The sequence below is a fragment of the Streptomyces sp. DH24 genome (assembly GCF_029813775.1).
Lineage (GTDB): Bacteria > Actinomycetota > Actinomycetes > Streptomycetales > Streptomycetaceae > Streptomyces.
This window is the reverse complement of the sequence record NZ_JARVKW010000044.1, coordinates 21,820-41,590: the sequence shown is the minus strand read 5'-3', so window position 1 is coordinate 41,590 and position 19,771 is coordinate 21,820. Positions and strand designations below refer to the sequence as shown.

18 protein-coding genes are annotated in these 19,771 nt (G+C 71.9%); 12 read left to right on the top strand and 6 right to left on the bottom strand.

Going from position 1 to position 19,771, the window contains the following annotated elements; genetic code table 11:
- Nucleotides 1-31: 31 nt before the first annotated feature.
- The 9 genes from QC282_RS27230 (at nucleotide 32) to QC282_RS27190 (ending at nucleotide 6,872) form a co-directional block, all read left to right on the top strand.
- Complete coding sequence (locus QC282_RS27230) at nucleotides 32-1,147, top strand: beta-ketoacyl synthase N-terminal-like domain-containing protein (protein ID WP_279552220.1); 1,116 nt, start codon at nucleotides 32-34, stop codon at nucleotides 1,145-1,147.
- 39 nt (nucleotides 1,148-1,186) lie between these two features.
- On the top strand, nucleotides 1,187-1,450 hold the full coding sequence (locus tag QC282_RS27225) for an acyl carrier protein (RefSeq protein ID WP_279552219.1): 264 nt from the start codon (nucleotides 1,187-1,189) through the stop codon (nucleotides 1,448-1,450).
- Nucleotides 1,447-1,848, top strand: a complete 402-nt coding sequence (locus QC282_RS27220) for a hypothetical protein (RefSeq protein WP_279552218.1) — start codon at nucleotides 1,447-1,449, stop codon at nucleotides 1,846-1,848. The genes QC282_RS27225 and QC282_RS27220 overlap by 4 nt, the downstream gene beginning before the upstream one ends.
- Nucleotides 1,842-2,336, top strand: coding sequence for a beta-hydroxyacyl-ACP dehydratase (locus tag QC282_RS27215; RefSeq protein ID WP_279552217.1), 495 nt, complete (start codon nucleotides 1,842-1,844; stop codon nucleotides 2,334-2,336). Before QC282_RS27220 ends, QC282_RS27215 begins: the two co-directional genes overlap by 7 nt.
- A gap of 49 nt (nucleotides 2,337-2,385) precedes the next feature.
- Nucleotides 2,386-3,132: a 3-oxoacyl-[acyl-carrier-protein] reductase gene (gene fabG, locus QC282_RS27210; protein ID WP_279552216.1), complete on the top strand. Its 747-nt coding sequence runs from the start codon at nucleotides 2,386-2,388 to the stop codon at nucleotides 3,130-3,132.
- 16 nt (nucleotides 3,133-3,148) lie between these two features.
- Nucleotides 3,149-3,682: a YbaK/EbsC family protein gene (locus QC282_RS27205; protein ID WP_279552215.1), complete on the top strand. Its 534-nt coding sequence runs from the start codon at nucleotides 3,149-3,151 to the stop codon at nucleotides 3,680-3,682.
- Between the two features lie 183 nt (nucleotides 3,683-3,865).
- Nucleotides 3,866-4,807: an ATP-binding cassette domain-containing protein gene (locus QC282_RS27200; protein ID WP_279552214.1), complete on the top strand. Its 942-nt coding sequence runs from the start codon at nucleotides 3,866-3,868 to the stop codon at nucleotides 4,805-4,807.
- Between the two features lie 37 nt (nucleotides 4,808-4,844).
- On the top strand, nucleotides 4,845-5,696 hold the full coding sequence (locus QC282_RS27195; protein ID WP_279552213.1) for an ABC transporter permease: 852 nt from the start codon (nucleotides 4,845-4,847) through the stop codon (nucleotides 5,694-5,696).
- A gap of 327 nt (nucleotides 5,697-6,023) precedes the next feature.
- Complete coding sequence (locus QC282_RS27190; protein WP_279552212.1) at nucleotides 6,024-6,872, top strand: helix-turn-helix transcriptional regulator; 849 nt, start codon at nucleotides 6,024-6,026, stop codon at nucleotides 6,870-6,872.
- 490 nt (nucleotides 6,873-7,362) lie between these two features.
- Here the strand turns inward: QC282_RS27190 and QC282_RS27185 are convergent, their stop codons facing one another.
- Together QC282_RS27185 and QC282_RS27180 are read right to left on the bottom strand one after the other, a co-directional pair.
- Entirely contained in the window at nucleotides 7,363-7,536 is a 174-nt protein-coding gene (locus QC282_RS27185) for a hypothetical protein (RefSeq protein ID WP_279552211.1), read from the bottom strand.
- Nucleotides 7,537-7,759: 223 nt separating this feature from the next.
- Nucleotides 7,760-8,824 (bottom strand): polyprenyl synthetase family protein, encoded by a 1,065-nt coding sequence (locus tag QC282_RS27180; protein WP_279552210.1) that lies wholly within the window; start codon nucleotides 8,822-8,824, stop codon nucleotides 7,760-7,762.
- 324 nt (nucleotides 8,825-9,148) lie between these two features.
- On the opposite strand from QC282_RS27180, the gene QC282_RS27175 reads away from it, so the two are divergent.
- A complete protein-coding gene (locus tag QC282_RS27175; protein WP_279552209.1) occupies nucleotides 9,149-11,305 on the top strand; it encodes an MMPL family transporter in 2,157 nt (718 codons plus the stop codon).
- Nucleotides 11,306-11,375: 70 nt separating this feature from the next.
- A complete protein-coding gene (locus tag QC282_RS27170) occupies nucleotides 11,376-13,391 on the top strand; it encodes an AarF/ABC1/UbiB kinase family protein (protein WP_279552208.1) in 2,016 nt (671 codons plus the stop codon).
- 43 nt (nucleotides 13,392-13,434) lie between these two features.
- Here QC282_RS27170 and QC282_RS27165 read toward each other — a convergent pair whose 3' ends face one another.
- The 4 genes from QC282_RS27165 to QC282_RS27150 all read right to left on the bottom strand — a co-directional run bounded on the left by QC282_RS27165 (nucleotide 13,435) and on the right by QC282_RS27150 (nucleotide 17,154).
- Entirely contained in the window at nucleotides 13,435-14,214 is a 780-nt protein-coding gene (locus tag QC282_RS27165) for an IclR family transcriptional regulator (RefSeq protein WP_279552207.1), read from the bottom strand.
- A 160-nt stretch (nucleotides 14,215-14,374) separates the two neighbouring features.
- Entirely contained in the window at nucleotides 14,375-15,298 is a 924-nt protein-coding gene (locus tag QC282_RS27160) for an ACP S-malonyltransferase (RefSeq protein ID WP_279552206.1), read from the bottom strand.
- Nucleotides 15,299-15,505: 207 nt separating this feature from the next.
- Nucleotides 15,506-16,246 (bottom strand): LuxR family transcriptional regulator, encoded by a 741-nt coding sequence (locus QC282_RS27155; protein WP_279552205.1) that lies wholly within the window; start codon nucleotides 16,244-16,246, stop codon nucleotides 15,506-15,508.
- Between the two features lie 128 nt (nucleotides 16,247-16,374).
- Nucleotides 16,375-17,154, bottom strand: a complete 780-nt coding sequence (locus QC282_RS27150; RefSeq protein WP_279552204.1) for a DNA-binding response regulator — start codon at nucleotides 17,152-17,154, stop codon at nucleotides 16,375-16,377.
- A 1,174-nt stretch (nucleotides 17,155-18,328) separates the two neighbouring features.
- Between QC282_RS27150 and QC282_RS27145 the strand changes: the two genes are divergently transcribed.
- Nucleotides 18,329-19,636 carry an aminotransferase class III-fold pyridoxal phosphate-dependent enzyme gene (locus tag QC282_RS27145; protein WP_279552232.1) on the top strand — a complete coding sequence of 436 codons (1,308 nt, stop codon included), beginning with the start codon at nucleotides 18,329-18,331 and terminating at the stop codon, nucleotides 19,634-19,636.
- Nucleotides 19,637-19,771: the final 135 nt, after the last annotated feature.

The window sequence follows — 19,771 nt, the reverse complement described above, 5'->3', positions numbered from 1 at the left end:
GAGCACAACCGAGCAGAACGGAATGGTGACCATGACCCTTACGGCGAGCGCGCCGGCGACGGCGACCCGGCCGGTGATCACCGCGTGGTCCGCGGTGTCGCCGTTCGGCATCGGCAAGGACAGCTTCGTGGCCGGCATGCTGGCCGGACAGGACGCCGCGTCCCCGCTGGACGCCGAGAAGTGGGCGGCCCCGGACGGGCAGGCCTGCCTGATCCCGGGCTTCGAACTGCGCGAGGTCCTCGGCAAGAAGGGCACCCGGTCGATGGACCGGGTGACCGGCCTGGCCGTGACCGCGGTCCGCGACCTGCTGCGCGACTCCGGCGACCGGCGCACCGGCTCCGACGAGGAGACCGCCCTGGTGCTGGGCACCACCACCGGCAGCGCCCAGAGCATGATGGACTTCACCCGTGCCTCGCTGGAGGGCGACAAGCCCTTCTACGTCGACCCGTCGCTGATGCCGAACGCGGTGATGAACTGCGCCGCCGGCCAGTGCGCCATCTGGCACAACCTCAAGGGCCCGAACACCACGATCGCCGGCGGCCGCGTCGCCGGGCTCTCGGCGCTGAGCTACGCCGCCGGGCTGCTCGCCTCCGGCCGCGCCACCACGGTGCTGTCCGGTGCCGCCGAGGAGTTCTCCAACGCGCGCGCCTGGCTGGACCACCACCGGCGCGGCGAGGACGGCGCGGGCGCCCTGCTCGGCGAGGGCTGCGCCATGTTCATGCTGGAGTCCGCCGACGCCGTGGGCGCCGCGGACCGCGCCCTGGCCGAGGTCCTGGCCGTTCAGTCGCGGGTCTACTTCGACGACGACCCGTCCCAGGCCCTCGACGCCTGCCTCGACGACGTGCTGCGGCGCGGCGGCATCGAGGCGTCGGACGTGTGGGCGGTCTCCGCCTCCGCGCTCGCGGGCTCCGTCGGCGCGCGCGAACGCGAGGTGCTCACGGCCCGCTTCGGGACCGAGGCCCTCGACCGGGCCCCGGGCATGACCGCCGTCGGCGACACCGCCGCGGCCTCCGCGGCCTTCCAGATCGGCGCGCTGCTCGGCGCCGCCGAGCAGTCGGAGTTCCCCGCGGGCGCCGTCGCCCTCGTCTCCTCCGTCGACGACAACGGCGTCGTCGCCTGCGCCGCGCTGCGCATGTCGGCGAACTGACCGACGACCACCCGTTTTCACGAAGTAAGGAAGACAGACATGTCGATCGACGCGCTCGCCGGGCTCGACCGGGAAGAACTGCGCCGGCTGCTCGCCGAGACCATCGACGCGGACACGGCCGACGTCCAGGACGACACCGACTTCGTCGAGACCCTGGGAGTCGACTCCCTGATGGCTCTCGAAGTGGTCGTCGTACTGGAGCGGAAGTACGGCGTCAAGTTCGCCGAGACGGAGATGCGCTCGGTCCGGACGCTCGGCAGTGCCTACGACCTGGTGCGCGCCAAGCTGGCGGAGCGTTCGTGACCAGCACCGTCCTTGCCACCGCGCGGCCGGTGCGCGAGCCCGCCCGGGACGAGAAGTCCGGGGCCTGGGCGGCCGGCTTCGCGGTGGCGGTCACCGAGCACGAGCCCGTGTTCACGGGGCACTACCCGGACTTCCCGATCTTTCCCGGCGTCTGCGTGATGGAGTGCGTGCGCCGCGCCGCCGAGTCCGCGCCGCCGCCGGAGGCGGGTGAACTGCGGCTCGCCGCGGTGGAGTCCACGCGGTTCCTGGCCGCCGTCCACCCCGGCGACGACCTGACGATCGAGGTGACGTGGTCGCAGCGCGCCGAGGGCTGGCGGTGCGCCGCCAAGGTGGCCACGGCACACGGCCAGGTCGCCACCCTCCGGCTGGGCTACCGGCAGGAGGTGCCGGCGTGTTGACCCCGGCCGACGTGCGCGCCACGCTGCCGCACCGCTATCCCATGCTGCTGGTCGACCGCGTGCTGGAGATCGCGGACGACCACATCCGGTCCGTCAAGGCCGTGACCCTCAACGAGCCCTGGTACGCGCGGCTCGGGGAGCCGGCCGGCCAGGACGACCTGGCCTACCCGGACTTCCTGCTGGTCGAGTCCTGGACGCAGACGGCGGGCATCCTCGCCAAACGCCTGGCGGGCCACACGGCCGACGGGCAGGTCATGCTGTTCGGCTCGATGAGCGGCATCGAGTTCCACCGCAGGGCGCTGCCCGGCGAACTCGTCGAACACCACGCCCGGCTGGGCGTCGCCGTGAACGACACGATGATCTTCGAGGGGGAGAGCACGGTCGGCGGCGAACCGCTGCTGACCGTCGGCCGGATCACCATGGCCTTCCGCCCCGGCGAGGCGCTCGCCCCGCCCGCGCCACAGCCCGCCCCGCAGCTCACGCCCTGAACGACCCGGCCCGGTCAGGTCCGGGCCGGCCGACAACCTACGGAGTGTCATGACGGAGAACGCAGCGCCGGTCGCCCTGGTGAGCGGAGGATCACGCGGGATCGGCCGCGCCGTGGTCCTGCGGCTCGCCGCCGAGGGATACGACGTCACCTTCTGCTACCAGTCCAACGAACAGGCCGCGCTCGAACTGGAGAAGGAGGCGAGTGAACTCGGCCGCCGCGCCCTCGCGGTCCGGGCCGACGTCACCGACGCCGCCTCGGTACGGGACTGGGTCGCCCGCGCGGAGGGCGAACTGGGCCCGATCGACGTGGCGGTCAGCTCGGCCGGCATCACCCGCGACAACCCGCTCGTCCTGATGTCCGACGAGGACTGGCACAAGGTCATCGACACCAACCTGGACGGCGTCTACCACGTGTGCCGCGCGGTCATATTCGAAATGATGAAGCGCAAGTCCGGCACCATCATCAACATTTCCTCGATCGCCGGTGTCTACGGAAACGCCACCCAGTCGAACTATTCCGCCTCCAAGGCCGGAATCATCGGCTTTTCCAAGGCACTTGCCAAGGAAGTCGGCCGCTACAACATCAGGGCGAACGTGGTGGCGCCCGGATACATCGAGACCGATATGACGGCCGAACTCTCGGACAAGGTCAAGAAGGACGCGGCAAAGCAAATCCCGCTGCGCCGGTTCGGCCAGGCCGAGGAAGTCGCGGATCTCGTCGCCTACCTGGCGAGCGAGCGCGCCGCCTACATCACCGGCTCGGTCTTCCAGATCGACGGCGGTCTGACGGTCTGATGTCCGGGGAGACGAGATGACCCACGCCGGGCAGCCCTCCGGCGCCCTGCTGGACGACGACCTGTCGACCTATCTGCGACTGCGCGAGCTGGCCGACCGGCACGACGCCGCCTACCGCCTCATCGAGCACGAGCCCGAGGGCCGCACCGAGGTCGTCAGCGCCATGCGCGGGCACGCTCTCGCACAGAGCGCCAAGTGCCTGGTGGTGGCGGTGCGGCCGACCAAGCGCACCTGCCGGTACGTGCTGGCCGTCATCCCGGGCGACCGGCGCCTCGACCTCCAGCGGGTCGCGGAATGCGCCGGCGGACGCAAGGCCGGATTCGCCGACCGGGAAACCGCCGAGCGGCTCGCCGGCTCGGTCAGCGGCTCGATCATTCCCTTCTCCTTCCATCCCGACCTCGAACTCGTCGTCGAGGAGGACCTGCTCCGCCACGACGTGCTGTTCTTCAACGCCGCCCGGCTGGACCTGTCCATGGCCCTCGCCACCGAGGATTACCTGCGCATGGCCCGGCCGCGCACGGCCCGAATCACCGAATCGAACGACACGTGACGGACGGAACACCCCGCGACTTGTCAACTGCCCGAGTTCAGCAACCTGCAGACACGCCGCCTCCGTTCTGATACCGCCCTAGCATCACGAAGCAGCGGTAGAGGAATTCCCCTTCATATCCGAACCATGGCCTGCCACCGGGCCGCCGGAGAGAGCAACGGAGGCCAGCACGTGGCCAAACCTATGATTGAGGCAATCGACGTAACGAAGTCCTTCGGCGACGTCGTCGCACTGGACGGTGTGAACGTCTCGGTTCCCGAGGGTTCGATCCACGGCTTGCTCGGGCACAACGGCGCCGGCAAGACCACCCTCGTCCACATCCTGTCCACGCTGCTGGAACCGACCTCCGGCACGGCCCGCATCTGCGGCCTCGACGTGAACGCCGACGCGCAGGAGGTCCGCCGGCGCATCGGCCTGACCGGCCAGTTCGCCTCGGTGGACGAGCAGTTGTCGGGGCGGGAGAACCTGATGCTGATCGCGCGGCTGCTCGGCGCGACCCGCCGCCAGGCCGCGGTCCGCTCGGAGGAGTTGCTCGAGCTGTTCGACCTGTCCGAGGCCGCCAAGCGCCCGGCCTCGACGTACTCGGGCGGTATGCGCAGGCGGCTCGACATCGCGGCCAGCCTGGTCGGCGCCCCGCAGGTCATCTTCCTCGACGAACCGACCACCGGCCTCGACCCCACCTCCCGTATCGGCGTGTGGGAGATCATCAAGCGGCTCGCCAAGGACGGTGTCTCGGTGCTGCTCACCACGCAGTACCTGGAAGAGGCCGACCAGCTCTGCGAGCGGATCACCCTGCTGTCCAAGGGCTCCGTGGTGGCCGGTGGAACGCCCGCGGAACTCAAGGCGGCCGTCGGGCAGCGCATGGTCACCGTGACGCTGTCGTCCGAGTCGGAGGTCCCCGCCGCGGTGCGGGCGCTCGACGCGGCCGGGTTCCGGGCCGCGCCGCAGGAGTCCGGTGCCGTCGTCGGCGTCCCGGTCGCCGCCTCCGCCGACCTGGCCGTCGTCGTGCGCACGCTCAACGAGGCGCAGACCGAGATCGCCGAACTCGGCTTCTCCGAGCCGACCCTGGACGACGTCTACCTGCGCCTGACCCGCGAGAACGCCGGAACCCCGGTGCCCGCGTGACCGTCCCGGCCATCCCCACCGAAGAAGGAGTACTCAGATGACGGTCGTCCAGGCCGAGGCCGACGCGCGGCAGACGCCGCCGAAACGGCGGGACACGGACACCCCGGGCGAACACTGGGGCAACAGCAACCTGTTCACGCAGACCATGGCCCTGACCAACCGGTCGATCCGGCCCTATCTGCAGGTCGGCGTCGTCATCGTGACGTTCGTCGAACCCCTCGTCATGCTGCTGATGTTCGCCGGTGTGCTGAAGACGCTGGGCGACGTGCCCGGCATGTCCGGCGACATGGAGTACATCGACAACCTGGCCCCGGCCATCATGATCATCACCGCGGTCGCGGCCGGCGCCCAGGCGGGCAACGGCCTCATCAACGACCTGCGCAACGACGTGATCACGCGCTTCCACACGCTGCCCATCCACCGGTTCAGCGTGCTGCTGGCGCGCAGCTTCGCCGACGCGGCCCGCTCGCTCTACCAGCTGATCGCCGTCGCCGTCCTGGCCGCGCTGATCTTCGGCTTCGCGCCTCCCGGAGGCTTCCTCGGCGTGATCGGCGCGATCCTCATGAGCGCCCTCGTCGGCTGGTCCATGAGCTGGATCTTCATCATGATGGCCGCGCTGCTGCGCAACGGCGACGTGCTGCGCATGATCACCACCCTGCTCACGTTCCCGCTGCTGTTCGCCTCCAACGCCTTCGTGCCGCCGGAGTCGATGCCGACCGGGCTCCGCGTCATCGCCGAGGGCAACCCCATCTCGTACGCCAACGACGCCGTGCGCAGCATGGTGGCCGGGAGCGCCAGCGTGAGCGAGCTGCTGACCACCGTCGCGGTGTGCCTTGCCCTGGTCTGCGTGTGCGCCCCGATCTCGAAGCGCTCGTTCCGGGTGATGTGACCCGCGGCCGGCCGGCGGTTCCCCGGAAAAACCGGTTGACCGGTAGTGCCCTCTTCCCGCCCACTGCCCCAGCGCAGTGGGCGGGATTTCCCGTTCCGGTGGCACCAAGTTGTCGAACCACTGACCGAACACTCCAAGCCGTCTCGAGCGTGTCTAGGTTGACCGTGTGAGTGGGCAGGACCTGCCCCCTGGAAAGACATTTTCCGAGAGGTTGACGTGGCGCAATCCGGAATCGGTCTCGACGAACGTACGGAGCTTCTCTACCGAAGGTTGCTCCGGCGGACGAACTGGCAAACACAGGAGCTGGCGCAGGCCATGAAGTGGCCAGTGCATGAAGTTGCACAAGCAATCGAGATGCTGCGGGCCGAGGGCCTCGCCAGCGTCGCGGCGGACGACCCCACGGCCTTCCGCGCCGTGGAGCCGTGCATCGCCCTCCCGGCCCTGCTGGCCCGGTCGATGTACGAGGGGCGCTCGCCGCAGCCCCGCCCGGTCGAGGTCGACCGTTTCATCGCCCTGCACGAGCGGGCGGCCGAGCGGATCGAGGAGTCCCCCGGCGGGAGCGGCCACCGCACCGACGCGTCCACCGTGATCGAGCGGATGGTCGCCAAGGCGGAGAGCGACGTGGTGTTCCTCGTCCCGGGCCACGTCGAGGGCGGGTTCGCCTTCTCCAGGCCCATAGTGGACATGAGTCTGCGGCGCGGCATGCGCCTGCGGGCCGTGTGGTCGGCCTCGGTCTTCCACGCCCACGGCGCCACGGTCCACGCGCAGTGGCTGGCCCAGCAGGACGTCCCGCCGCGCATGGTCGACACGGTGCCGCTGTGCGCCATGATCATGGACAACGCGGCGGCCGTGGTGGTCGACGACTCCCAGGAACCCCGAGTGGTGCGTTCCGCCGCGGAGTTGGACTCCCTGTGCGCCCTGGCGGAGCGCCTGTGGGAGCGCGGCACGGCCGTGCGCCAGCTCAGACGCACGCCGGGCACCCCCGCCACCCGCAGACCCCGCACGGAGATCGTCCTGCGGCTGCTGGCCGAGGGCCTCACGGACGACGCCATCGCCCGCCGGCTGGGCTGCAGTGTCCGCACGGTGCGCAACGACGTCGCGGCCGCCATGGTGGCACTGGACGCCCGGAGCCGGTTCCAGGCGGGAGCCCGGGCCATGCAGGTCGGGCTCATCTGAGGAACGCGCAGGAGAGGGCACGCCGCGGGGGTGCGCCCGTCTCGCGTGGCCGGACCGCCACCTGCGGTCCGGCCGATCGGTGAGAACCCGTCCGGGTGGTCGGTGAGACCTGTCTCGGACGGTCGGTGGGAACCCGTCCGGGTGGTCGGTGAGACCGGCTCCGACGGTCGGTGAGATCCCGTCCGGGGTGGTCGGTGAGACCGGCTCCGACGGTTCAGTGGGAACCCGTCCGGGGTGGTTGGTGAGAGGCTCCGACGGTTCAGTGGGAACCCGTCTGGGGTGGTCGGTGAGACCCGGCTCGGACGGTCAGCGAGGACCGTCGCCGACGGTCGTCGACAACCCGTCCGGGACGGTTGGCCATGACCGGCCCGGACGGTCAGTGGGAACTCGCGACGGGCCGTCGAACTGGCGACGGGCCCGTCGGCGGGATCACGCCTCGGCGGTCCGTGGGAACGCGCGTCGGAGGGTCGGCGGGATCGCGCCTCGGACGTCAGCGGGAACGCGCTTCGCAGAGTCGGCGGGAACGCGCCTCGGGCGGTCGTCGGACGGCCGACGAGGCGACCAGGAGGGCGGCGACGGCCGCGACCTCCTCCGGCCCCGGGACCCGGCCGATCACCTTCAACAGCGCAGGGCCCAGCGGCCCTTGGAACACGGTCGCGGACATGAGGTCTCCTCACAGCGGCGATGGGACACGACGGCGTCGGCACACAGCGGCGTCGGACGCTGCGGCCACATGGGGCCCGGCCAGGAGGCACACGGCCCCGGAGGGGCGCCCGCTGCCAGACCGGCGCCCGGCCAAACCGGCTCCGCGAGACGCTCACGGCGAGGCGGCTCAGGGCGAGGCGGCCCACGGCGAGGCGGCGTCGGCCGCCCCGAGGTACGGCGGGTCAGCCCGTGCGCCGGGCCACGAAGTCGCACAGCGCGTCGAGCGCGTCACGCGCGGGCAGCGGCGGCAGCGCGTCGAGCGCCGTCCTCGCCAGGGCCAGCCGCTGGTGCATGATCGTCCGCGTGCGGACCGCGGCCTGCGACACCGCGAAGAGGTCGAGGGCGCGACGGTGCCGGCCGGCGCCCGCGACGGGCCCCGCCGCCAGCAGCTCACGCAGCTCGGCGTCCCGCGGGTCGGTGCTCTCCCGGGCCAGCAGCACCGGCAGGCTCGGCACGCCGATCAGCAGGTCCTTGCCCTGCTCCTTGCCGCTGGACGCCGCGGGGGAGAACAGGTCGAGCAGGTCGTCGGCGATCTGGAAGACGATGCCGAGCTGCTCCCCGTACTCGATGAGGGCGTCCGCGACGTCCGGGGACGTGCCGGACTGGTGGGCGCCGACCCCCAGCGACATGGCCAGCAGCGCGGCGGTCTTGCCGGCCGTGACCCGGAAGTAGTGGGTGACGGGGTCCTCGCCCGGCACCGGCCCCACGAGTTCGCGCATCTGGCCGGCGACGATGCGGCTCGCCGTACGGGAGTTGAGGGCGAGCGCCTCGGGCACCAGGTCCGCGGAGAGCCGCGCCGCCCGGGCCAGCAGCCAGTCGCCGCCCAGGATCGCCGGCCGGTTGCCCCACAGGGCGTTGGCGCTGGGGGCGCCGTGCCGGGTGGCCGCCCGGTCCACCACGTCGTCGTGGTAGAGCGAGGCGAGGTGGACGAGTTCGGCGACGACGGCCGCCTGGGCGACGCCCTCCCTGGCCGGGTCCCCGAACTCCGCGGCCAGCAGCACCAGCAGGGGCCGCATGCGCTTGCCGCCCGTGGCGGCGAGGTGCCCGGTGAGCGCCGCGACCCGGGGGTCGGCCGCGTCCCGCGTGCACGCGCGCAGCAGACTCTCGACGTGGTCCAGGGCCTCGCCCACACGCGCCTGGAACTTCGGCTCGTCGGGTCCGAGCCGCCTCAGGAGTTCGGCGGCGTGCGCGCGGCCACCGTCCGGCGCGGCATGGGTCGGAGCCTCGTACAGCTGGTCTGCGGTCACGAGGTAACTCATCCTGTCGGGAGCGCGGGAACGGAGCCTCTGAATGAGCGTCTTCCGCTGTTTCCGGTTGCAACCCTCGCAGTTCACTCAGATGGCGACAACGGACCTGGCATGAAGGTGCCAGGGCGGCCCTGGAAGTGAGTCGCCCGACGCTCCGGGCGAATACGCCCGGAAATCGGAGAAACAGCGGAACGTCATACGCGTCGGGTATTTCGCGACGGACGCGGCAGCTTGATGCCAGCTTTTCTCCGGGAACCGGCAGGGGGGAACGCGCGCGGTGAGAATCGGTGCGCCCTTGCAACCCCTGAGAAGGAGCCTCCCCCCATGTTCGGACGGGTCGGACGGTCCGCCGTCAAACACCCATGGCTGACCATATTGGCGTGGGTGATCGCGGCGATCGGCGTGGCCTCCCTGGCCCCGCCTCTGAAGCCGGTCAGTGATCAGGCCGAATTCCTGCCCTCCCACTACGAATCGGTGCAGGCCGGGGAGCTCCAGAAGAAGGCCTTTCCGCAGCAGGAGCAGCCCGCTTCGGTGATCGTCTTCCGCCGTGACGACAACGGCAGGCTGACCGAGGGCGACCTGGCGGACGTGGCGAAGGTCGCCGCCGGTCTGGAGAAGGCGGGCCTGGAGAAGATCGGCAAGGTGGAGACGGGCCCGCAGGCCGTGTCCGCCAACGGCGAGATCGCCCTGGCGAGCATCCTCGCGACCACCGACAACCCCTACGACGAAACCCTGATGGAGTCGGTGGGTGAGATGCGGGAGGAGGCCAAACCCCTCCTCAAGGGCACCTCACTGCACATGGGCATCACCGGGTCGGCGGCGACGGCGTTCGACACCAAGGAGTCGTCCGGCGACACCGACGCCATGATCATGATGGCGACGCTGGTCCTGCTCATCGTGCTGCTGGCCGCGATCTTCCGCAGCCCGCTCATCGCGATCCTGCCGGTCCTCGTCATCGGCCTGGTCTTCGTCGTCGCCACCGGCCTGATCTCCATGGCCTCCGCGGCCGGCGGGTTCGAGGCGGACGCCTCCATCGGGTCGATCCTGATCGTGGTGCTGTTCGGCGTCGGCACCGACTACATCCTGTTCCTCCTGTTCCGCTACCGGGAGTTCCTGCGCCGCGGCCAGGCGCCCAAGGAGGCCATGGCCGACGCGGTCACCCGGGTCGGCGAGACCATCGCCTCGGCCGCCGGCGCCGTGATCGTCGCCTTCCTCGCCCTGCTGCTGTCCAGCCTGGGCATGCTGAAGGCGATGGGCCCGGCACTCGCGATCTCCGTCGGCGTCACCCTCGTGGCCGCGCTGACGCTCGTCCCGGCGGTCTTCTCGCTGCTGGGCACCAAGGCGTTCTGGCCGTCCAAGGCGTGGAGCAAGGAACCGAAGCACACGCTCGCCGGCCGCGCCGGCTCGCTCACCGGGCGCCGTCCCGGCCTCGTCGCCGCGGTCTCCGGCGGCCTGCTCGCCGTGCTCGCCGCGGGCGTCCTCAGCCTCAACACCGTGTTCGACAGCAGCAGTTCGCTGCCGAAGGACCTGGAGTCGGTGCAGGCGGCGAAGGAACTGGAGCGCGGCTTCGCGGCCGGCCAGACCGACCCGACCTGGGTGTTCCTGGAGGCGAAGGACGGCGGCAAGCTGGCCCAGGGCCAGGTCGACGCCTACGCCAAGGAGCTGGCCGCGGCCGACTTCGGGCGCGTCATGCCCGGCGTGCTCGCGCCCAAGGGCGACATCGCCAAGTTCGGCGTCGTCCTCAAGCACAAGCCGGACAGCGACAAGGCCGTCGAACTGCTCGGCGGACCCCTGCGGGACACGGCCCACGACGCGGCACCGGAGGGCACCCGCGCCCTCGTCGGCGGCACCTCGGCCGTGCTCGCCGACATCCAGGACGCCACCAACCGCGACTACTCCGTGGTCTTCCCGGCGGCCGGCCTGGCCATCATGCTGATCCTCGGCCTGCTGCTGCGCAGCGTCGTCGCGCCGCTGTACCTGATGGTCGCGGTCGGACTGGGCTTCGCCGCGACGCTGGGCTCCACCGTGTGGCTGTTCCAGAACATCGCGGGCGAGGCGGGCCTGCCCTTCACCCTGCCGGTGATCGTCTACCTCTTCGTGGTGGCGATCGGCACCGACTACAACATCCTGATGGTGGCCCGGCTGCGCGAGGAGGTCGGGCGCGGCAGCACCCCGAGGGAAGCCGTCCGCCTGGCCATCACGCACTCCACCTCCACCATCGGCACGGCCGCCGTCATCCTCGCGGGCACCTTCGGTGTCCTGCTGCTGGCGCAGAACTCCATGCTCCGGCAGATGGGCTTCGCCGTCGCGTTCGGCATCCTGCTCACCGCCTTCGTGATGGCGGTGCTGCTGGTGCCCGCGGTGACGACGCTGCTCGGCGAGCGGACGTGGTGGCCCGGCCGTGTCCGGGTGGAACCGCGGCCGGAGTCGGACGAGGCCCAGGCGTCGGCGCCGGAACCCGTCACCGCCGACCGGTCCTGACCGGAGGGGAATCGGGCTCCTGACAGATCATGTGACCGGGCAGAGCATGACAGCGCCTACGCTCGGCGAGGTGAATGCAGTCGACGTTCTCCTGATCGCAGGCGCCACGGCCCTGCTCGGCCCCGTGATCATGGCCGTACTGGCCCGCAGAGTGCTCGGACTGCGCATCGGCGCGGTCCGGGCACTTCTCACCGTCGTGGCCGGGCTGCTGGCCGCCGGCGTGGTCGGCACGCCGATGGGCCCCGAGGCCAGCCGCACCCCGCTGGTGACCGTGCAGTTGGGCGCGGCCCTGCTCGGCGCGATGCTCTTCCTCGTCCTGTCCGAGGCGCCCGCGTCCAACGGCTCCGTGCGCGGCATGGTGCGCTGGCCCGGCGCCCTGCGCCGCCGCCTGGCCCGCAGCCGGCGCTACACCCAGCTCAGCAGGATCGCCGTACGGCACGGGCTGCGCCGCTTCCTCACCGGCCGGTCCCGGCGCGGCACCGCGAGCCTGCAGGACCAGGCCGCGCTGGCCAGGTCCCTGCGGCTGGCGCTGGAGGAGGCCGGGGCCACCTTCGTCAAGCTGGGCCAGGTGCTGTCCTCCCGCTACGACCTGCTGCCCGACGTGTTCGTCGACGAGCTGAGCTCACTGCAGCACGAGGTCGCCCCGGAACCGTGGCCCGACATCGAACGCGTCCTCGCCGAGGAGCTGAAGGCCCCGCCGGAGAAGGTGTTCGCGGAGTTCATCCCCGAACCCCTCGCGGCCGGCTCCATGGCCCAGGTGCACCGCGCCCGGCTGCGCGACGGCCGTGCCGTGGCCGTCAAGGTCCAGCGGCCCGGCGCCCGGCAGATCGTCGAGCAGGACCTCGACATCCTCTTCCGGATCAGCCAGATCCTGGACCGGAACACCACCTGGGGCCGGACGGTCGGCTCCCGCGAACTCGTGCAGGGCTTCGCGGACTCGCTCCACGAGGAGCTGGACTTCCGTACCGAGGCCCGCAACACCGCGGTGGTCGCCGCCAACACCGACCGGATGGCGGGCGGCTCCGGCGAGGAGAGCGACGGCGGAGCGAAGGGCACCGGCCCGGACGGTTCCGGCCCCGGAGCGAAGGTCCGCCTGCCCCAGGTCCACCAGGACCTGTGCACGGAACGGGTGCTGGTCGTCGAGTGGCTCGACGGCGTCACGCTGAACCGGGCCGACACCGTCATCGACGCGCAGGGCCTGGACCGCGAGCAGCTCGCCCGCGACCTGTTCGGCTGCCTGCTGGGCCAGATCATGATCGGGGGCGTCTTCCACGCCGACCCGCACTCCGGGAACGTCCTCGTCCTGGACGACGGCCGGCTCGGACTGGTCGACTTCGGCTCGGTCGGCCGGATCGACCAGATGCTGCGCTCCAGCCTGCGCGACCTGCTCATGGCCATCGACCGCAACGACCCGCAGGCGCTGTCCGACGCCCTGCTGGAGCTGGTCGAGCGTCCCGACGAGATCGACGAGGAACGCTTCACCCGCGCCCTGGGCCGGTTCACGGCCCGGCACCTCGCCTCCTCCGGGCCCCCCGGCCGCGAGATGTTCACCGACCTGTTCCTGCTCGTCGCCCAGTACGGCCTGACCGTCCCGCCCGAAGTGGCCGCCGCCTTCCGGGCCCTGGCCACCGTCGAGGGCGCGCTGAACCGGCTCGTGCCGGGATTCGACCTCGTGGAGGAGGCGCGGACCTTCGCCTCCACCGAACTGGCCCGCAGACTCTCCCCGCGGCAGCTGACCCGGTCCGTCTTCGACGAGGCCGCCGCCGTGCTCCCCATGCTGCTCCGGCTGCCGCGCCGGGCCGAACGCATCAGCAGCGCCCTGGAGCAGGGCAGGCTCAGCGTCAACGTGCGGATACTCGCGGACGAACGGGACCGGCGCTTCATACGGGGCATCGTCCGTGACGTGCTGCTCGCCTTCCTCGGCGCGCTGACCGGCCTCCTGGGAATCCTGCTGCTGTCCACCCAGGGCGGTCCGCGGGTCGCCGGGTCGCTGCGGCTGTTCGACGTCTTCGGCTACAACATGCTGCTCATCAGCTCGGTCCTGGTGCTGCGGGTGCTGTTCACCATCACCAAGACACAACGCTGAGCGGGCCGGCGGAACCCGCCGCGGCGGGGCGTCGCCGGCCCGCTCAGGTCCCTGCGGCCGCCCTGCCCCGCTGGGACGGCACGGCGTGGGCGCGCCGCAGCGCGTCGGCCAGATCGGCGGCGGCGTCGAACACGGTCGCGGCGAGCCACCGGCCCGGCAGCGAGTCCATCCGCCTCGGCGGCCCCGACACCGACAGCGCGCCGACCACCCGGTCGCCGGTGTCCTGCACGGGCACGGCGAACGCGACGGCGCCCGGCTGCATCACGTCGGGCCCGCGGGCCCAGCCCCGGCGGCGCACCTGGGCGAGGTGGGCCGCCGTGAACCGGGCGCCGTGCAGACCCTCGTGGATCTCCTCGGGCTCCTCCCACGCCAGCAGCACCAGCGCGACCGCGCCGGCGAGGGCGGGCCGGGACATGCCGACCGGCACCCGCTCGGAGCCGTCGGGTCCAGGAGCACCGCCCGCGCAGGCCGCGACGCAGGTCTGCAGCCTGCCGCGGCGCCGCAGGATCCGGGCGTCGAGTCCGGTACGGGCGTGCAGTTCGGCCAGCACCGGAGTCGCCGCCTGCGCCAGCCGGTCGTAGCGTGCCTCGACCGACATGCTGCCGAGCCGGGGCCCGAGGACGAAGCGGCCGTGGAAGTCCCGGCTGAGCAGTCCGAGCCGTTCCAGCGCCACCGCGATCCGGTGCACGGTGGGCCGGGTCAGGCCACTGCGGGAGACCAGCTCGCTCAGCGGAGTCGGGGCCTGCTCCACGATCGCCAGCAGGGTGGAGGCCTTGTCGAGCACCCCGACACCGCTGACCCACTCCTGGGGAACCGTCGTCATCGTCGGGTCACCTGCCGTGCCAAGGCGCCGCGGCCGGCGGCGTGCGAGAGGCACCCGGGCCGCGCCGCCCGTGGCGACGCTGCCGTGCGGCGGCGGGGCCGCGTGCCGTCGGGAACAGATGCCATGGTGTCCGGCTCTCTTCTGCTCGCGCGGTTCGTCGTCAGTCCAGGGCGGCCGGGCTGTCCACGGACACCACCTCGACGTCCGGGACGATCCGGCGGATCAGCCCCGCCAGGGTGCGCCCGGGCCCGAGTTCGACCAGCCGGCCGCAGCCGAGGGTGCCGGTGAGCGTGCGGACGCTCTCCTCCCACAGCACCGGCGAGGTGAGCTGGCGGGTGCCGAGCTCGGTCCAGCCGCAGTCGCCGTCGTAGGGCCGCGCGTCGACGTTGGCCACCACCGGCAGGTGCCGCGGCGCGGCCGGCGTCTCCTTCAGGGCGGTGGCGAGGGCCTCCGCGGCAGGCGCCATGTACGGGCTGTGGAAGGCGCCGCCGACCTGGAGGCGGATGAACTTGGCGCCGATCGAGGGCGCTTCGTCCGCGACCCGGCCGACCCCGTCGACGGCCCCGGAGACCACGGTCTGCCCGGGGGCGTTGACGTTGGCGACCCACACGTCCGCGCCCTTGTCCCGCACGGTGGCCACCAGTTGCTCCACGTCCTCCAGCGGGGCCGCGACCAGGACGCCCATGGTGCCCTCGCGGGCACCGGAGGCCTCCCGCATGGCCCGGCCGCGCGCCGCGACGAGGGCCGCGGCGGCGCCGACGGTGAAGGCGCCGGCCGCGGTCAGGGCGGCGTACTCGCCCAGGCTGTGACCGGCGCAGGCGACCACGGGCCCGTCGAACGCCTCCCGGCGTACCGCCTCGGCGTGGGCGATCATCGCGACCGAGAACACGGACAGCTGGGCCAGGTCGGTGCGCCGCAGCTGTTCCGTCGACGCGTTGAGCAGCAGGTCGGCGATGTCCTCGCCGGTGGCCTCGGAGATCTCCGCGGTGATCTCCCAGGACGGCGTGTCCCGCCACGGGGCGCCCATTGCCTGACGCTGCGTTCCCTGACCGGGAAACACCAGACCGATCGGCCGCTGATCCATGGACCCACCTTCCGCACGGACGTCGTCGAGGGCACGGGGACCCGCACCGGTCAGGCCGGTACGGGCCGCCGCGGACCGGCGGCTACGGGGAGAACCGCCGGAGACGGGGAACCACCCTGAAGATGAATCCCGATTCCCTGCGAGTCCATCCAACTGCCCCCTCCGGCACGGGGCAACGCGCGTTTCAGGAACCTGCGCCCGGCCTCTTCACGAGCGGCCGGCGCCGTCCTGCCAGGGGTTGTCGCCGCGCGGCAGCAGCCCCAGCTCCGCCGCCCGGACCCCCGCCTGGAAGCGGGACGTGGCGCCGAGCAGGGTCATGATCTCCGCGACGTAACGCCGGTAGGTCCGCACCGAGACGGTCAGTTCACGGGCGGCCACCTCGTCGGTGACACCGGCCCGCATGGCGCTCAGTATCTGGCGCGCCAGTATCGCCCGGTCACGGTCGCCGAAGACGACGTCCTCGTTCGGCGGCACCGCGCTGCTCCAGATGCTCTCGAACAGCGTCTCCAGGGCCTCCAGCACCTCGGGCACCCGGATCAGGGAGGCCCGGCGCTCGGCGGGCGGGCCGACGACCACCAGGGCGGTGGCACCGTCGGCCATGAGGACCTGCAGGGGCGGCAGCCGCGCCACCCGGATCGCCAACCTCCCCTGGTGCTCGGGGGGCAGCCGCTTCCAGAAGGACTCCCCGACCAGGTCGGGGCTGGCGAGCAGCCGCACCGCCACCGAGTCCCGGGGGAAGTGCAGCAGGTCGGACTCCAGCCGCCCGATCTTCTCCAGCCGCTTGCCGGGGGCGGGCACCCGGGAGCGCAGGATGTCGACGGTCCTGGTGGCCTGCTGGATCAGCTCACGCGTGACGCCGATGAGTTTGCCGTAGCCCCCGGGGAGCGCCGTGATGAGCTGCTCCCGCCGACTGCGGTCCCGGTGGATGATCATGGTCGATTCGATCAACTCTCTGAGCTGCAGGAGGGCATGCTCCAACTCGTCCCCCGATTGGCTGCACACGGTGTGCCCCCACTTCTCGTCGGATGTTCCGTTCCTCGGTCCTCATGACCCCGGGCGGCGTCCCGCCCGGGCGGTCACGGAGCCTTGGGCAGCAGCCCGATCTCGACGGCGCGCACGCCGGCCTGGAAACGGGACGACGCGTTCAACTCGCGCATGATCTCGGCGACATGCCGCCGGTAGGTGCGCAGGGACACCTGCAACTCGCGCGCGGCGGTGGCGTCGGTGCGTCCGGAGCGCAGTTGCTCCAGGATGCGGCGGGTGAGGTCGGAGCGCAGACGGGGGCTCAGCTCGGGGTGGTCGACGAGCTTGCGGCCGCGCGACCAGACGCCGGCGTACAGCAACTGGAGGGTGCTGACCGCGGCGCAGTCGGTGACCACCGCCGCCCTGCCGTCCTCCGCGCCCTTGGCGCCCAGCCGCAGGAACGCGGACGTGCCGTCGACCACGACGATGCCGCACAGCTCGTGCGGGAACACCCGGACGGCCGGGAGGCTGCGCAGCCGGGCGGGCGCCACGTCGGCGGCGGCCGGGCTGCACAGGACCCGTACGGTCACCCCGCTCGGCACCTGTACCAGGGCCCGCAGCACAGCTTCCACCAAGGCGACCGAGCCGGTGAGCGCCACGTTCACCGACCTGCGTGCCCTGAGCACGAGTTCTTCGAGGGTCTCGGCAGTCACTTCGGCGTCCATGTGCGTCAGGCCGGACGCCGTCGCCGGGCGGCGGCGGTGCAGGGAGACCGTGTACTCGATGAGACCCCGGGCCTGCAGCAGCGTCTGCTCCAGGCGAGCGGCATGGCCCTGGGGGGCGTTTTCCTCAAGCTCGCCGACCGTTGGAAGTTCGAACAAAGTGCCAGCCACGCGTGCGCCCCCATGTTGTTCCACATTGCGTCGCCGCGCGTGTACCGGCTCAGGATGGCCCCCGCTGAGTGGCGCACAGCACCACCGCCGGCCCCCGCTCGGCGCATTGTTTAAACCAAAAGTTAATTTCGCCCAACCGTGACGCATTGCCTGCAGGGCAATGAAACGCAAGCTGTGGATCGGTCGTGGGCTTTGTGCTCACGGTGCGGCCGAAATCAGGTGTAGGTAATCACGACTTCCCGACGATATCCAGTTCTTGCGGTGCTGTCAGTGACAGCAAGCTGCAACGAGGTCGGCGGGAACCCGTAGTGTTGCTTCCGCTTTGGGTGCTATGGGGACGGTTACTCGCGCGTATCCGGCCTGCGCTGACCCCAAGTTGCCAACTTTGCCTGGTGTGCCGCCGTTGTACCCCGGGGCTGCTGTGGTAGCCGTCGCGCCACCGGAGGAGATGCCAACCAAACGGTCAATCGGAATGAATCCACCTATTCAGAAATTATGGGCCAGTAGGTGTTCAGTCCCGCAGGCGCCTGTTTGAGCAACGTTCAACGCGGTCAGTGGTGTTGGCAACGAACCGGACGATCGCCGTTCACCGGTTGCCGCGTTCCGGCCGGGAACGCCGGCTCGCCCGTCCGGGCTTCCGTACGCCGGACAACCCGGTGTCGGTCCGGTGTCGGCAGGATATCGGGCTCTGTTCTTCCGTGATCTATACCAATGGCAATTCGTGGAGGGAAGATGAGCAACGGTCTCCTTTGCCACGGCAGGAATGCATGCATGACGCTTTGCACTCCGTCCGGCGGCCGCATTGCGGGAGCCGGGGCCGGACACGGCCGACCGCGGCGCCAGGAACCGCGACCGGCCCGTAACCCCGCGAGCGGTCCGGGGTTGGTAGCGCAGGAGGGCCGCCGTCGGTGCGCGGCCCTCCCTGGAAAGCGGGAGGCGGAAAGCCGTGGTGGATACCGCGCGCCGGGAGCGTGGGGGCGACGGGACGTACGGCGGGCGGTTCGCCGGGGGCGGGAGCCGGGCCGGGGGAGGGCGGTCGGCCGGCGGCGAGGGCCCGGACGGCACCGGTGACCGGCCGGCCGGCGATCGGACGCGTGCCGGGCAGGAGGCCGGGCCGCGGCGCCAGTCGGCACGCGAGGCGGCGGCACGCACGTACGCGCGCGCCCTGCCGATCGTGCCGGTACGCGCGCGTGGCCTGACCATCGAGGACGCCGACGGCCGCCGCTACCTGGACTGCCTCTCCGGCGCCGGGACACTCGCCCTCGGGCACAACCACCCCGTCGTCCTGGAGGCGATCCGCAAGGTCCTCGACTCCGGCGCCCCGCTCCACGTCCCCGACCTCGCGACACCCGTCAAGGACGCCTTCCTCACCGAACTGTTCCAGACGCTGCCGCCCGAACTCGCCGCCCACGCACGCGTGCGGTTCTGCGGAGCGGCGAGCGGCGACGCCGTGCGGGCCGCCTTCCGGCTCGTCCGCGCCGCGACCGGACGGACCGGCCTGGTCGCCTTCGCGGACGCCCACCGGGGCCCGTCCACCGCGGCACTCGACGCGCCCGGCGACCCGCTCGACGCGCGGGTCGCGTGCCTGCCCCACCCGCAGGACTACCGCTGCCCGTTCGGCGTCGGCGGCAGCCGCGGCGCCGAACTCGCCGCCCGCTGGACCGAGTCCGTTCTCGACGGCGCCCGGCCGGACGTGCCGCCGCCCGCCGGGATGATCCTCGAACCCGTGCGGGGCGAGGGCGGGGTGCTGCCCGCCCCCGACGCGTGGCTGCGGCGCATGCGGCACATCACGGCCGCGCGGGACATCCCGCTGATCGTGGACGAGACCCAGACGGGAGTCGGACGGACCGGCACGTTCTGGGGAGTTGAGCACAGCGGCGCGACCCCCGACGTCATGATCCTGTCCAAGGCCATCGGCGGCAGCCTGCCGCTCGCCGTGCTGGTCCACCGCGAGGACCTCGACGCCGGACAACCGGGCACACCCGCCGGCCCGTTCCGCGGCAACCAGCTCGCCATGGCCGCCGGCACGGCCACGCTCGCCCACGTCCGCGAGAACCGGCTCGCCGAGCGCGCGGCCCGGCTCGGCGCACGCATGCTGACCCAGCTCGGCGATCTCGCCCGTGCGTTTGCCTGCGTCGGCGAGGTACGGGGCCGGGGACTGATGATCGGCATCGAACTGGTGAGACCGGAGGACGCGACGCACGTCACGCCCGAACCGTCCGTTGACCCAGGTCTGGTGGCGTCCGGCACCCGGCCGCCGACCGGTCGCCCGCCTCGCCCGGCCGCGCCCGAACTCGCCGCGGCCGTCCAGCGGGAGTGTCTGAGGCGGGGCCTGATCGTCGACCTCGGCGGCCCGCACTCGAACGTCGTACGACTGCTGCCGCCCCTGACGATCACCGACGAGCAGGCCGCCGCCGTACTCGACCGCCTGACCGACGCGGTAGGGGTCGCGGCCGGGCGCGGGGAGGGGCACACGGAGTGACACGCACGCGCACGGAGTGACGTGCACGCGCACGCGGTGACGCGCACGCCCACGGAGGTGAGATGCACGCGCGCGTGCCGGTCGCGTCCCGTCGGCCGCCGCGTCCCGCCCGGAACCGCCGCCCGCCCCGCCCAC

Bases quoted from the DNA above. Each gene is read 5' to 3' on its own strand.
- QC282_RS27230 (WP_279552220.1), top strand. From the start codon at position 32: ATGACCCTTACGGCGAGCGCGCCGGCGACGGCGACCCGGCCGGTGATC.
- QC282_RS27225 (WP_279552219.1), top strand. From the start codon at position 1,187: ATGTCGATCGACGCGCTCGCCGGGCTCGACCGGGAAGAACTGCGCCGG.
- fabG (WP_279552216.1), top strand. From the start codon at position 2,386: ATGACGGAGAACGCAGCGCCGGTCGCCCTGGTGAGCGGAGGATCACGC.
- QC282_RS27205 (WP_279552215.1), top strand. From the start codon at position 3,149: ATGACCCACGCCGGGCAGCCCTCCGGCGCCCTGCTGGACGACGACCTG.
- QC282_RS27200 (WP_279552214.1), top strand. From the start codon at position 3,866: ATGATTGAGGCAATCGACGTAACGAAGTCCTTCGGCGACGTCGTCGCA.
- QC282_RS27195 (WP_279552213.1), top strand. From the start codon at position 4,845: ATGACGGTCGTCCAGGCCGAGGCCGACGCGCGGCAGACGCCGCCGAAA.
- QC282_RS27185 (WP_279552211.1), bottom strand. From the start codon at position 7,536: ATGTCCGCGACCGTGTTCCAAGGGCCGCTGGGCCCTGCGCTGTTGAAG.
- QC282_RS27175 (WP_279552209.1), top strand. From the start codon at position 9,149: ATGTTCGGACGGGTCGGACGGTCCGCCGTCAAACACCCATGGCTGACC.
- QC282_RS27165 (WP_279552207.1), bottom strand. From the start codon at position 14,214: ATGACGACGGTTCCCCAGGAGTGGGTCAGCGGTGTCGGGGTGCTCGAC.
- QC282_RS27160 (WP_279552206.1), bottom strand. From the start codon at position 15,298: ATGGATCAGCGGCCGATCGGTCTGGTGTTTCCCGGTCAGGGAACGCAG.